A 12,699-nucleotide genomic window follows, 5' to 3' on the forward strand; every position below is an offset into this window, starting at 1 on the left:
TGTACAAAAACACAGCCATTGACGTAATATTGTGCTGTCAGTCAGTTCAGTTAGGTCAATGTTATGAGAGTGATTTGCCCAGAGTGCGGCGAGAGAAGCCGCATCCAGAAATCAAATAGAATGAGTACGAAATATGCGGATTTGTATTGCTCATGTAGTGACCCAGAATGCGGGCACACTTTCGTGATGAATTTATCATATAGCCACACTCTTAGCCCTAGTGCCAAAACCACGTCACAGCTAGCTTTTAATATGGTTAAGGCTTTAGCACCAGAACATAGAGAAGAATTAAAACTACAACTTTCCATGCTATAAATTGAAAGTAGGGTTCTCCGCCTCATCAGCCATCCTGATAATCGACTGGATGGCTTTTATTTTTTCATCATCCAGAAGATGAGCAAACCTTGGTAGTACTCCTTCAAGAAGCACACGCCCAGCTTCCTCTCTTCCCTCTCCTACCGAACTAACTGCCACACCATCAATGATTACATCCAGAGCTGATTGAAATAGCTGCTTTTCTTTAGACATATCAATACCCTTACTAATGACACTGTAAATATACTGTATATCCATACAGCTTTCTAGTTGTAATATTAGACAAGCTTCACTCATATGATATTTCATTTATGCTGCCGTATTGAGCGATTCCCACTCTTGTCGATACGCAGCATCCCTCACACAACGGTAGTGGTGGAGGAAAAAGGCTACTTTCAAACTTTGAGCTACTTGTCACAAACAGCAATGAGGCACATTTCACTAAGAAGGTTAAGACACTGAATAAGTTCTAAATGATTTAGTGAGCAGAAGTAACCTATACTTATCAAAAGACTCAAGGATATTGATTGCTATTGATGTATATTGATTAAAATCAACTCGTCATTTGTTACACAATGGGATTGACGAACCCGTCAAAATGTTAGAGACTTTCGCAGTTATCAATATAACTATTAAATAATAATTATTATCACTTGTGTGATTATTTATATAAATGGAGGCAAACATGAAAAGCACAGCAGCTAGAGCGAGCGCCGCCATGAAAAGCGGCAAGACACTATCATCGTATAATCTGCCAAAGAAAGTTAAACAAGGCATTGCCGATCGCCATTACTCACAAGAAGAGATCAACTCTCGTTTTAAAGAGTACCGTAACTCTAAGGCAGCCATTGCTTAATGTGGAAGCATAATACGTTTGGTGACATCATTGAAGAAGAGGGCGATTTTGTTGGCTATGTAGCCTACGCCCTTTACAAACAACAAAAAGTCAAATGGATTTATAACTACAAAGATAAAACTGGCGACTATCCTACACCCTCACAAATTGAGACCTATTTTACGTCTTTCCACTCGACACCTGAATGCATCGATAAGTATCGTGATGATGCTGAGCGCATGCTCAACGAATACATCGACTTCTCATTCTCTGAAGAACTTTCAGCTTACCAAGAAGCTGTAAAAGAAGACGAAATAGTAAAAGCTGTCCACAAACCGTTTTGGACTGGAGTAAGAGAAAATGTAGTTGCAGGTATCGTAGCCTCTCTCCTTACTGGTTTATTATCAATTGGGTTGTGGCTTCACTCTGAAATGAAATCTGCCGAACGTAGAGCTGATTTAATCGATAGAATTCCTGTCGCTGAAGAAATGAAAGAGTTCTTAAAAGACTCTAAATGATAAATTTACCAATCTAACACAATAGTTCATTTACCAATCATAACAACGGCCAGTCGTCCCCATCAGGGAAAATAGATAGTTCTGGTTGTTGATACTCTTGCTTTTCTGGCTGCGCGAATAGGTTGTCCCAACCCTCGAAATCCATCCAATTGGTGTCGTCCGAACGTTGACGACTCACTTCTACCAACTGGGCAGGGCGTTTATTGCCGTGTTCGTCTACCTCCGCTGGGCGGATTTGAATACTGGTTGCATCATCGATACGAATTGAGCTGCCTTTTAGCAGCGCGGCCAGTGCCGCTTCATCAATATTTGGTGATTTATTCGCCCGTTTATTCACTGGGTCTAATAATCGAGTTAGCTGATCGCAGACCTGTACTTTCTCAGGCTCCGTACAGTTATTGACAGAACTCCGAGAGGAGCCAGAGGCTCCAGAAAGAGCAAGAGCCCCCGCTTCAAGTTCATCGCTAACCTTGGATTTTTTCTGAATCGTCCAAACTTTGGTACGAGTTTTGATGGTTTCTTCTGGTGTAGTGAAGCCCTCAATCTTGCGGACGTCTTCGCCATGTGGAGAAGCAAACGGCAGAACCTCATAAGAGTTCACGATCAATAAATCGTCACGCTTAACGAATGGCCCACCTTGCCCCATGATGTAACCTTGCCAGTTACCATGATCTGCCGCTTTTAAAGTGTCGGTGATACTTGCGTCTTCAGTCTTCATGCGTGACTGGTAGCTCTTACCAATCACTTTCATTAATTCTTCATTGGTGATCAGCTTGCTAGGTTTAATAGGCCCAACAAGATCACGCTGCAACATCGAGTAAATCGTGAGTAGGTCGACACGCTCTTGCATGAAGAGGTATTCCATAAACGCTTTTTTGTTCTGGTTAGCGAAGCGGCGTAGTTCACGGTAAGTCGTTACTGGCGCACCACCAAAGAACTGGAACTGGCGAATGTTCCAGCGGCTTTTCCAAGCACTCACATTCTTCGCCATGTCCTTGACTGGCTTACCTGTTTCGTCCGACACATCACCATCCATTGCAAAGCCGTCGATATTCTTTGAAATGTATTTGGCTATGTAGCCTGTCGCGGTACCTTTCTCTGGGTCAATGTCACCGACATCACAACGAGCCGAGTGATCAAACCTGCCTTGTTTATCAAATAACTCGTGCTTATCTTCTTTCGTTGCGTAATCAACAAATATTTCTGTCACTGCTTCTTTGTTCTCTGGCTTAACCCAGATAAGCAAATGCCAATGTGGTGTGCCATCGTGGTGCGGCTCGGCAACGCGAACCCCAAACCAACGAATTCCTTTTCTGCCTAACTTGGCGCGGATTCGCTGCCAGACATTATTTAGGTACTTTTGTGCATCACGTGGGCTAGCACCATTCCAGTGTCCAATGAAACCGCCCTTCTTGTATGAGTTGTGATATTTAGCTGGCGTAGTCAGCGTTAAGAACAAACCTTGCAAACCCAGCTCGTTGCCAATGTCTTCGCAGCCACGGCAACGCACCATTAATTCATGACGACGAATTGCAGGGTTAGCTACACTCTTTTTGACCATATCCCATAGATCAGCTTTTTCGCCTGTTTCTTCATCTAGCAACTGGTGTTGTTTGATATATTCATAGTTAGCGGCTTGCTGCGCCTGGTACTCACGAACGCAATCCCATGATGCATAAGGTGATGCTTTTGAAGATACTTGCCCCATTGCTATAGCTAAGTGTTCACGCATGATTTTGCGTATTTTGTTCAAACGTTTATACCACCACTTCTCGCTAATCATCTTTGAAATGTCTTGCAGTGCAGATAGCTCTGATTGTTCTTTGTACTTGCGAGGAGGCTTAACACCAAAAGTGTTAATCACGAACTTAGCAACTTGCTCATAGGTAAAAACCACAGCCATACTAGTACCAAGCTGAGTTATTGCATGATACTTCTCGCTTTCCAATCGAATAGAGCGATCAATGATGATAGAAATTTTAAAAGCCATATCTTTGATTTCAGACGGTTCTAATTCTGCGAGTAGGCGATTTACTGGCGGCTTACGATTCTTTTCTATTTGGTCAAAATCAAATCGCATCTGTTTTTTAGGCGTAAAGTTGCTTTGCTCAGTGTCGTCATATTCTCCACTGAGCAAATAAACCTTTTGAGTTGTAGGAATAGCTTTGTATTGAGCAAGAACCAATCTTGCTCGCTCCATTGCAGGTTCCATTTTTTCACGAAGGTATGTATTTGCTGCTGTCTTCCCTTTCTTAGAAAAAATCGCTTTGTAACGCTTAGCGAAGTACTTGGTGATATAGATAGGCAGATCATTAAAGAACTTTTTGCTGGTTCTCCATGCGTGATCATCTGGATTGAGCTGATATAAATCTCGCTCAATAAAGTTCTGTTCATCTGGTTCAATAGTCACAGGTTGATACCCGTGAACTAAACAAGCATCTCTCTCATCAATTGCTTTGAGGGGTGCTCTCCACGGGCACTTTAAAGGCTTGACTGGTTGATAGTAGCTTAATGATTTCATTGTGTTAGTCTCGACTCTCTAATGTCTTAGGAGTCAAAGTAGTGAAAACCAAGTTAATAGATCCCGAAAACAAATTACTTAATGACGACCAAATTTCAGACTGGTTGACAAGTAACGAGTCTGAAATTGGCTGTGTTGAATATCGTGCAGCCATCCTTGGTAAAAATGGCAGAACAGAATATCGAACCATCACTGTTGGAGGCTTAGACCAAGTGGTTAAGCTCTCCAATATTCTTTGTGATTTTGGGTTAGTAGATTTGCTCAAAGACTCAGGTCCAGTGAAAGGTTTTGATTCTATTTTTGCTTTAAAAGAAAGAGCTCAAGATCTGCAAAAATAGCATCTCTATTTCCCTCTTTTTCTGCCTTGCATACAGCCATTTCGATTGTATTTCTAAACGCTGGGGAGACCTCACGTATACCCCAGTGTTTTTCAATCACCTTACTTGCTATAACTTTTATCTCGTTGCTTCTCTTTGGAGCTGCTTTTATGGCATCAATTAACTGTTCACCACTCATACCGCCTCCAACTCTTGCGTTGTTACCAGCATAAAACCACCCTTGCCTTCACCTTTGCTCAAAACGCCTTTGCGTAGATGAGTACAATTGAGATCAAGGCATGCTTGATTTGCGGCATCATCCATTGATTCAAAATCACCGATAAATACGTTCGCAACTTCCTGCGTATCTTCATGGCGAACAATCCCACCCGATGGACAAATTTTTACTGCTGCGTATTGCATCAAATCGCCTCCATCGTTGGATAGCCATGTAACGGCTCACAATCACGCCACCACATTTGCATCGTTGAATTTTGGCTAGTGCTCTTCGTGCATGCAGACACAAAGAAAAGAGCGCGAATAGCACCAATAGCTTGATTATGAATAGCTGCATCAGTTGATTGGTTAAACACCACAACCCAATAAACCCACCACGCGGTAATGAAATCGTTAAGGCATAAACCTTGCGCCGTGCCGTTTACGTTAACTAGCTGAGCGCGTGTTGAATCGAGCTCTAACATGTCGCCCTGGCTTGATTCGACAACGTTGAATACACGAACAAAATGTTCAATTTTTCGAGTGGTGAAACCCTCTGAACGAAGACCAAACTCTAAATCCGATCGGTATATTGTAAGAACACTCATTCTGAATCCTCCCCTAGTGCTGCAAGATGTTTATTTGCGATCTCGATAAACTCTCTACCGCCTTCGACTGTCATTTGGGAATCATCAATCGTGTAACCCGCTTCACGAATAATTTCATGCCCGGCATCGATACAATCGCAAGTTTCTTGCAGGCGATCACGCAAGTAACCGACCAGCGAAATAGCGGTTGTTATCGCGCCGTTTTCCAGTGACAACACACACCAACCGTCAGCAATACCAAACTGACCACCTTGTAAAACGTGGCTAATCTGAATATTCATTTCTTGGCCTGTATATTCACCCTTCGCGCCAATCTCACGTAGGTTTAAGCAGTCTCCCACTTGATAATCACGATCATTGAATCGAACTTCACACGTTTTACGCCCAGCTAATACTTCCGTGAAATAGTGAGATTGAATTTTTAGTTCATGTAGCTTGAAAGTGCTCATCCGGCCACCCCATCAAATGCAATTCCGCAGAAAGGGCAATGAGACATTTTGAAGCCGTTTTCTAACGTCCTTTTGTTCTTCATTGGCTCATTATTTTTCTTTAGTGGGTGGTACTTTGTTTCCACATAAAGAGCGACAGGGGCAGACGGTTTACCATCAAGAAAGAACACACGGTTTTTCCATTCGACTTTTAAAGACCCCTCAACCATTGGAGTGTCTTTTAGTTGCTCAGTGGCAGCGTCTTTAACTCTTGCAAGCATTTCATCAAAGCAATTACACATATCAGTTCACCTCCATTTGAGTAGGAACAATGAACGACTGCCAAATAGCAGACACATATTTTGCTTGGAACTTCGCATCATCTAGCGCGGAATGGTGAACACCTTGACGGGTAAATGTTGTTTTCGGATCAATGCCAAGAATCGAACGTCCCATTTCAACAATGGTTCTAACGTCACGGTCATTCCAATGAGAAAAATGAGGTTTGATGCGAACAGCTTTGAAAGCATTCGCCAAGATCACATTATCGAATCCACTACCATTACCCCAAACTTGAATATCTCTTGAGTCACCAAGATCAACAAACCACTGGTTTAGCTCAAGCAAAGCATCTTTCAAAGACGACTTAGGCGTATCTCTCAGGAAGATTGAACGCGCTTCTTCACTCTGGATAAGCCACCAAGTTACAGTCGATGCATCAATATCACTGTAGTAAGCAGAACTATTAAGATTCACCACTACTTCAAAATCAGCACCAAGTGCGCCAGTCACAGGTGAGAACACAACCGCGCCAATAGAAACGATTGCCGCATTACTTGTATTACCCATGGTTTCTAGGTCTAACATTACATGTGTACTCATTACCTACCCCTTACATTTTGCTAGCGCGTTGTTGTACTGGTCAGAATCAACCCAAACAATCAAAGCTGTTTTCTTGTTGTCTACTAGGTCTGTAGCTCCTAGCCCATCGGTTTTAAACTTGATAGTGGTTAGCCCGTTGTTGAACTGGGCTGAATTCATGCACTGGTGCAGTGCTTGAACGGTTACGTTCTCGTCACCAATTTCACTAAATAGTTGCGTTAGTGATGCCATGCCTATTTCCTTACTTACCAATGACTGACAAGCAGTACTGTTCGAAGTCATAAAGACGCTCATCGTCCCAACAACCAAGATCACGTAAGGCAAGCATTTCAATAAACAGGCTGCGATTTTTCATATCTAGTTGTGACCAATGGTGCATCTGTGGCTTGGCATTTTCGGTTTGATATGAGCGATACCAACTCACATAGGTATGAGCGAAGAACACGCTTGCGCGATCACTCTGCATTGCTTCTTTGATGTCAGCTAAAACGTCTTCTAGTGGGCGGTGTGTTTGAACAGGAGTTAACTTTTTAGCGATAGCATCAAGCTGAATCACGATTTCTTCTTGCTGCGCTATGCTGCTTTTTTCAAAGCGGGCTGCAATCTGTTCAAATGACTGGTTAAATAGGTGTTCGTAGATGTTGCTCATGCTTTCACCTCTGCTTCGGCTTCTTCACGGGCTTCAATGATCAGTTCGGTGATTTCACTCTCGATTCTCAAAAGACGCTGAATTGGGCAATCACCTGTTGGACAACCAACATAGAACCCATCAACAAGGCTGACTTCTTCACGGTAGACAACAGGTGAAAGTGAGTATTCATCCCCATCTGGTGATATCGCAGACAGTGGGCGAACACGAACAACAAATAGATTGCCGCAACCACGGAAGTTAGTATGAATGTTGAGAATGTCTGTATTGGCCATCGCCAGAACATTGATCGAATGAACAATGTCATAGGCTTCTCTTTGCTTAAAGTTCTCTGCTAGTTCTTCTGCAATCACTTCAAAAGAACCTGACTTCATAGCTTTCGCTAATTCAGTAAGCTGCTTCTCTTCGCATGGGTTAAGAGTTAGTACATATTGCTTTGGCAACAGATTAGACAGCGCAAATGAAAGACGGCGGTTTTGTTCCACCATCAGTTCATTGAATGTCTGTGACTTTTCTAAATTCTGCGTTGATTGTTCTAAAACGCTTTCGGCTTGAGCCAAGATTTTATTGGCTTGTTCTAGGTCATTCATCTTCTATGCTCCTACGCTAAGACGAAAAAAAAAGCCCCCATTCCTTACGGAATACACCAGGGGCAAGGCTGGCTAGATAATTAATTCACATTGCAAATATCGGAGTGTTTCAAGCGGCGGACATCACCCACTTTGCGGTCAAACGTCAATGCCATTTCTTTTAAAAGCTGCATACCCATACGAACCTTTTGCAGCTCTAAGTCATTGAACGAATCGAATGATCGGTTGTAGTCTTTTGGCGGCATACCACCTGCAATCAGGATTAAGCCACGACTGCGATCACTCATTTCGTCATACATCTTGCGAAGCTTTTGACGCTTTACGCTTTTATCGAAAAGAGCTTTACAAGCAGCGATGCTTTCCAGAGCATTTGGGGCTTCGGGTTGTAGTTCTTGTTTATTGGCTAACTGACTCATGGTGTTTTCTCTCCTCTTCTTGGCTCAAGCTGTTTAGGCTAAGCCGGGGATAGGCGCACCATTAGCCAGAAAGTCTGTGCCCATTTGTACAAGTGGATGCAAGCCTGTGGTGCGGTGTTCAAGGTCATTGATGAGCAAAACCAAATTACCTAAAGCCGCTTGTGCCTTGGCTAGTGTTTTGCGTTTGGTAGATCGCGGTAAACGCTCTGCGGTGCACATTGCTAACGCATCGCTAGAAAGCTCACCAGAATGGTGGTTTAGCTTTAGAACTCGCTCAAACAAGTTCAGGCCATCTTCTTCTATTGGTAGTGGAGTCGTGACCACCCCATCATCTGCAAATAACGTATTTACGATTGAATAGTCACCCGAAACACGACTAATAGAGGCAAGCACAACAGGCTTAAGCACGTGTGGTTGGTTCGGGTTCAGCATATTGCGAAGCATTGTGCCGTTGAGTTGAAGCTTTCTCGCAATCGCTTCAACATCGTGATTAACAACAAAATCACAGCAAGCCGCATCAAAAGCTTGTTGTTTGCGTTCACGTAATACGCACATTGAGTTATTTTCATCCATAACTAATACTCAAATGAAGAAGAACGGAGCGAAAACGAATGTCCAACCAACGATATTGAGCAATAACGGACATTTGTTTGGATACTTGTCTTCCCAAGACTCACTCGCCTGATATTTCAAAGAAATATCTCGCTGAGTGAGTTTGGTTTTAGGTGAAGTTGCAAAGCTCATACTGCTTGCTCCGCAAGCTTTTGCATGTACTTCACCATATTGACCATGATTAAGCCTTTTGTGGCTTCTTTCGGGACTACTGGGATATTTCCAAGGTCTTTTTGACGGTCGAACGTAGATGAAGACATACCAGTACGACGTAAAAATTCTTTTTTTGTGCAGATAGGCGCATCAAGAGCTATTTGAAGTATTGCCATAAGTGATATCCTACTTGTTTGAGGTTATTTGATGCTGCATGGTGGAATATGAAGGCATCAATTTCGTTTGCGTAATTATTGATCCCTTTTGAAAAATAGTAAAGCTCTTTTTTGAAATTACAGCCACCTAAAGGCAAGCTAAATCCCAAAAAGAAACTATGGATTAACTAATTTCGTATTTTTTTAAGATTAAGGAGTGCGTGAATGAGCAGAGTTCCGGCAAAAGTACCGCCTTTTGAATACAAAGCTGGTCGCTTATTTACTGATAGGCTAAAAGAAGTTACGGGATGTACGTCATATGAGTTGTTAGCGGATTACTATGGAGTCCCAAAATCGACCATCTTTACGTGGCATCATCACGATCGCATTGCCCATGAACTAATCGTTAGAGAACATCTTCATAGCGGAGCATCGGTGAAGTTCCTAGCTTTAGGTGAAGGTGAAGCATTTCCAAACGGCAGACCCGAGACGACCTTTGGTGGCATAGCTGAACAACAAACAACAACAAAGTTCATAACTAAGTTCAGCATTAGCAATGGTGAACTTTCTGAAACTGGAAATATTGAAATAGGTCTTTCGACTCTTAATGACTTTGGCTTAGACCAAGCTGATTTAATCATCATTGACAAAGGTGAAACTCATTATTACGTCAATAGAGCTGAAAAACAGCCCGTGTCTGGTGATTACCTCATTGAGATCGACGGCGTTATCTCAATTAACTATCTGCAACGTTTACCTGGTAAGAAATTGGCAATCGCGTTTGACACATCAACCATTGAAGTATCTGAAGAAGACATAAACGTTGTTGGTCGTGTTGCGATGGAAATGAAGAAGAAATAGCTCTTTATATGTCATAGCCCACAAATATGCATCATGTTAAACGGCAACTAATATCTCCACGGCCCAATTCGGTTACAATTTTCTCCTGATTTTTATAGATGAGGAGCACACTATGAATCAAGCAATCAAAGATAAATTGCCGCAAGCACAAGAGGTTTTTACATGTCTGTATAGAAACTCGAAAGGTCAAGTTAGTGTACAAGAGCTTGCTAATGCATCACTAAACGAGTCCAACACTAAAAGTTATATTCAAGGTTGGTCGATTAAGCACTCTCGCCCTATAACGCTGCTTACCGATCAAGTTATTCAGACATTTAGTCATGGTGAAGAAGCGATCGAAGCGTTTGAGTCTGGTAACTATTCAGAGAATAACCAGATTGAACTACCTAACTCCAATCGACTGTCATCCCAAGAGACAATGGACATCTGCTTTACAGGGTTTGAAAAGAAAGAAAAAGAAGAACTTGTAAAGCTTGCTGAAACACACAACATGGTCGTCAAAAAAAGCGTTACCAAGTATCTAAACATCCTGTGTTTCGGCAGAACTGCAGGCCCCAGCAAATTAGCTCAAGCTAATTCTCAAGGGGTCATAGTGTTAACAAGAATTCAGCTAGAAAACCTTCTTATTACAGGAGAACTTCCAGACAGCCTAGCGGAAGACATCAACCTCAAAGACAGTTCAGCACGTAAAAAAGTTCTCAGCCAAGAAGAACTGGTTGCCGATATTAATACCAGCCTGGCTGGATTGCGAGAGCTAGGAAGACGTGAGAATTTAATCGCACTTTTCCATGAGGGGTCAGCTCTAGGCTGGAAGTTCCATGTACCAGATGTATTTAGAGAAGCACTTGATATCAAATTAACACCGATATCCATTCAAAATAACACTATCTCTACATGGACTCAGGGACATGCTTATTCTTTCCAGAGAGGTGATTCTATTGGCAGTGTATCAACGAAGGACTGGAATAACTTCTTACAACAAGATGGAATTCTGCTTCAAATCGCCTACTCCAACCCTGCGGGCTTTGAAGAGAACAAACGCATTGAAGGTAAGTTTACAGGTTCGTTTTACCAGTCTAAAACACACAAATCATCGCGCCAATTGAACGATAGTCAAATTGAAGTTTCTAGTTATGTGTATGACTCAGGCTCTCTGACTATAGATATTTTCAAAGTAAATGAAGCCAAAACCAGAGTTGAAAAATTCGACTCTATTGCCTTATCCCAAGTTGATTTCGTAACGCTTCTGCAGCAAGGCTATTACTGGAAAAAGCCTTTAGATAAAGACGATGATACACCAATTGAGAAAATAACCCTGATTCCATAACCATAAACCTGTAAGTATTCGGAGGTCAGCTCCGAGTACTTGCTCCGAATAGTTATGCTTAGGTGCAAATATAAGCTAGTAATATATGTCTATACGAAAGCTAGAAGATGGCAACAAAAAACCGTGGCTCTGCGAGTGTTATCCGCAGGGCCGAAGTGGTGCCAGAAAACGTAAACGCTTCGCCACTAAAGGCGAGGCAGTGGCTTACGAAAAATTTCTAATGAAAGAAGTCGATGACAAGCCTTGGCTAGGTGACAGAAAGGACTTGCGCACACTTCAAGAGCTAGTCGAACTTTGGTACAAACTTCACGGCCAACACCTAAAATCCGCGAAAAAAGTTTACCCTCGCCTTTGCACGATAGTGGAAGAGCTCGGCAACCCGTTTGCAATCAAGTTTACTGCAAAAGACTTTGTTCACTGGCGTTCTAGCCGTAAAGCAAAGAACCGATACGGAGAACCGACGACTGAAGGAAAAGCGATCTCTGCTCCTACCAATAATCTTGATTTAAGATATTTGCGAGCGGTATTCAATGAGCTTATTTCCCTTGGAGAGTGGACTCAACCAAACCCACTTACCGGTGTTAAATCGATTCAAGTAACTGAATCGGAAATGGGCTTTTTCTCAAATGAAGATATTAATGCGCTATTCGACAGGATCAGCAAAAGTAAACGAGCTAAAGAGTATGAACTCGTCTGCAAAATTTGCTTGTCTACTGGTGCACGTATTTCCGAAGCGAATAACCTGCGTCTTCCACAAATTACGAAGTACAAAATCACGTTTCTTGATACCAAGAGTAAAAGGAACCGAACTGTGCCAATCACCGAAAAGCTCTATAACGAGTTGATAGCGTTTGAGCGAACGGGGGAAAAGGATAAGTTATTTAAGAGTTGTCTTCACGGCATTGCGTATATTGTTGACCAGGCATTCCCTAACTTACCGGACGGGCAGAATACACACGTGTTTCGTCATACCTTTGCAAGTCGGTTTATGGAAGCCGGCGGCAACATCCTGGTATTGCAAAAAATCCTTGGTCACAGTGACATCAAAATGACAATGCGTTATTCCCATTTTTCACCCGATCACCTGATTCAGGCTGCGGAGTTAAACCCCATTTTCCGCTTAGGGCTATAGCCATCAACCTCTTAAAAAATGGCGACAAAGTGGCGACGTTTTTTATTGATACTGATGGTTATTGGGTGATAGTGACAAAATCAACGCTTATTAAAGCATTGATATAACGATAAAAGCCTTGATTTTACTGGCCTCCAGAAAACACTATGCATTACACTAAGTAA

At 42.3% G+C, this 12,699-nt stretch carries 22 protein-coding genes; 7 read left to right on the top strand and 15 right to left on the bottom strand.

All coding sequences use genetic code 11. The features are described 5' to 3' along the window. Window positions 1–63 precede the first annotated feature (63 nt). Window positions 64–315, top strand: a complete 252-nt coding sequence (locus tag RH88_RS22870) for an Ogr/Delta-like zinc finger protein (protein WP_005593825.1) — start codon at window positions 64–66, stop codon at window positions 313–315. On the opposite strand, the gene RH88_RS04730 is transcribed toward RH88_RS22870, so the two are convergent. Continuing rightward, window positions 310–612 (bottom strand): hypothetical protein, encoded by a 303-nt coding sequence (locus RH88_RS04730; RefSeq protein WP_005593826.1) that lies wholly within the window; start codon window positions 610–612, stop codon window positions 310–312. The genes RH88_RS22870 and RH88_RS04730 overlap by 6 nt on opposite strands. 388 nt (window positions 613–1,000) lie before the next feature. Here RH88_RS04730 and RH88_RS23535 point away from each other — a divergent pair, with 388 nt between their 5' ends. Beyond that, window positions 1,001–1,171: a hypothetical protein gene (locus RH88_RS23535; RefSeq protein ID WP_005593828.1), complete on the top strand. Its 171-nt coding sequence runs from the start codon at window positions 1,001–1,003 to the stop codon at window positions 1,169–1,171. Next, window positions 1,171–1,668, top strand: a complete 498-nt coding sequence (locus RH88_RS04735) for a hypothetical protein (protein ID WP_005593830.1) — start codon at window positions 1,171–1,173, stop codon at window positions 1,666–1,668. Before RH88_RS23535 ends, RH88_RS04735 begins: the two co-directional genes overlap by 1 nt. A 37-nt stretch (window positions 1,669–1,705) precedes the next feature. Here RH88_RS04735 and RH88_RS04740 read toward each other — a convergent pair whose 3' ends face one another. Then, a complete protein-coding gene (locus RH88_RS04740) occupies window positions 1,706–4,189 on the bottom strand; it encodes a replication endonuclease (protein ID WP_005593831.1) in 2,484 nt (827 codons plus the stop codon). Window positions 4,190–4,230: 41 nt separating this feature from the next. Between RH88_RS04740 and RH88_RS04745 the strand changes: the two genes are divergently transcribed. Then, entirely contained in the window at window positions 4,231–4,527 is a 297-nt protein-coding gene (locus RH88_RS04745) for a hypothetical protein (RefSeq protein ID WP_005593833.1), read from the top strand. Here the strand turns inward: RH88_RS04745 and RH88_RS04750 are convergent. The 13 genes from RH88_RS04750 to RH88_RS04805 form a co-directional block, all read right to left on the bottom strand. Further along, window positions 4,484–4,705 (bottom strand): hypothetical protein, encoded by a 222-nt coding sequence (locus RH88_RS04750; RefSeq protein ID WP_040757844.1) that lies wholly within the window; start codon window positions 4,703–4,705, stop codon window positions 4,484–4,486. The genes RH88_RS04745 and RH88_RS04750 overlap by 44 nt on opposite strands. Further along, the gene (locus RH88_RS04755; protein ID WP_005593835.1) at window positions 4,702–4,929 is read right to left on the bottom strand and encodes a hypothetical protein; all 228 of its coding nucleotides are present in this window, start codon (window positions 4,927–4,929) and stop codon (window positions 4,702–4,704) included. The genes RH88_RS04750 and RH88_RS04755 overlap by 4 nt, the downstream gene beginning before the upstream one ends. Continuing rightward, entirely contained in the window at window positions 4,929–5,330 is a 402-nt protein-coding gene (locus tag RH88_RS04760; protein ID WP_005593836.1) for a hypothetical protein, read from the bottom strand. Before RH88_RS04760 ends, RH88_RS04755 begins: the two co-directional genes overlap by 1 nt. Then, on the bottom strand, window positions 5,327–5,779 hold the full coding sequence (locus RH88_RS04765; protein WP_005593837.1) for a DUF3850 domain-containing protein: 453 nt from the start codon (window positions 5,777–5,779) through the stop codon (window positions 5,327–5,329). Before RH88_RS04765 ends, RH88_RS04760 begins: the two co-directional genes overlap by 4 nt. Next, a complete protein-coding gene (locus RH88_RS04770; protein ID WP_005593838.1) occupies window positions 5,776–6,060 on the bottom strand; it encodes a hypothetical protein in 285 nt (94 codons plus the stop codon). Before RH88_RS04770 ends, RH88_RS04765 begins: the two co-directional genes overlap by 4 nt. Window position 6,061: 1 nt before the next feature. Then, window positions 6,062–6,640 carry a 3'-5' exonuclease gene (locus tag RH88_RS04775; protein ID WP_040757845.1) on the bottom strand — a complete coding sequence of 193 codons (579 nt, stop codon included), beginning with the start codon at window positions 6,638–6,640 and terminating at the stop codon, window positions 6,062–6,064. Between the two features lie 3 nt (window positions 6,641–6,643). Next, a complete protein-coding gene (locus RH88_RS04780; RefSeq protein WP_005593840.1) occupies window positions 6,644–6,871 on the bottom strand; it encodes a hypothetical protein in 228 nt (75 codons plus the stop codon). Window positions 6,872–6,881: 10 nt separating this feature from the next. Further along, window positions 6,882–7,289 carry a hypothetical protein gene (locus tag RH88_RS04785; RefSeq protein ID WP_005593841.1) on the bottom strand — a complete coding sequence of 136 codons (408 nt, stop codon included), beginning with the start codon at window positions 7,287–7,289 and terminating at the stop codon, window positions 6,882–6,884. Continuing rightward, a complete protein-coding gene (locus RH88_RS22685) occupies window positions 7,286–7,879 on the bottom strand; it encodes a hypothetical protein (protein WP_005593843.1) in 594 nt (197 codons plus the stop codon). Before RH88_RS22685 ends, RH88_RS04785 begins: the two co-directional genes overlap by 4 nt. Window positions 7,880–7,959: 80 nt before the next feature. Beyond that, window positions 7,960–8,295, bottom strand: coding sequence for a hypothetical protein (locus RH88_RS04795; RefSeq protein WP_005593845.1), 336 nt, complete (start codon window positions 8,293–8,295; stop codon window positions 7,960–7,962). 33 nt (window positions 8,296–8,328) lie between these two features. After that, window positions 8,329–8,868, bottom strand: a complete 540-nt coding sequence (locus tag RH88_RS04800; RefSeq protein ID WP_005593846.1) for a phage regulatory CII family protein — start codon at window positions 8,866–8,868, stop codon at window positions 8,329–8,331. A 9-nt stretch (window positions 8,869–8,877) separates the two neighbouring features. Next, window positions 8,878–9,039 carry a hypothetical protein gene (locus tag RH88_RS23695; protein ID WP_005593847.1) on the bottom strand — a complete coding sequence of 54 codons (162 nt, stop codon included), beginning with the start codon at window positions 9,037–9,039 and terminating at the stop codon, window positions 8,878–8,880. Continuing rightward, complete coding sequence (locus tag RH88_RS04805) at window positions 9,036–9,236, bottom strand: hypothetical protein (protein ID WP_005593848.1); 201 nt, start codon at window positions 9,234–9,236, stop codon at window positions 9,036–9,038. The genes RH88_RS23695 and RH88_RS04805 overlap by 4 nt, the downstream gene beginning before the upstream one ends. A gap of 204 nt (window positions 9,237–9,440) precedes the next feature. On the opposite strand from RH88_RS04805, the gene RH88_RS04810 reads away from it, so the two are divergent. From RH88_RS04810 to RH88_RS04820, 3 genes are all read left to right on the top strand, one after another. Then, on the top strand, window positions 9,441–10,076 hold the full coding sequence (locus RH88_RS04810; RefSeq protein ID WP_005593849.1) for a phage repressor protein CI: 636 nt from the start codon (window positions 9,441–9,443) through the stop codon (window positions 10,074–10,076). A gap of 112 nt (window positions 10,077–10,188) precedes the next feature. Then, window positions 10,189–11,403 (top strand): BRCT domain-containing protein, encoded by a 1,215-nt coding sequence (locus RH88_RS22690; RefSeq protein ID WP_005593850.1) that lies wholly within the window; start codon window positions 10,189–10,191, stop codon window positions 11,401–11,403. A gap of 85 nt (window positions 11,404–11,488) precedes the next feature. Further along, entirely contained in the window at window positions 11,489–12,535 is a 1,047-nt protein-coding gene (locus RH88_RS04820; protein WP_005593852.1) for a phage integrase, read from the top strand. Window positions 12,536–12,699: the final 164 nt, after the last annotated feature.

The organism is Vibrio scophthalmi LMG 19158, from assembly GCF_000222585.1.
In the GTDB taxonomy this organism is placed as follows: domain Bacteria; phylum Pseudomonadota; class Gammaproteobacteria; order Enterobacterales; family Vibrionaceae; genus Vibrio; species Vibrio scophthalmi.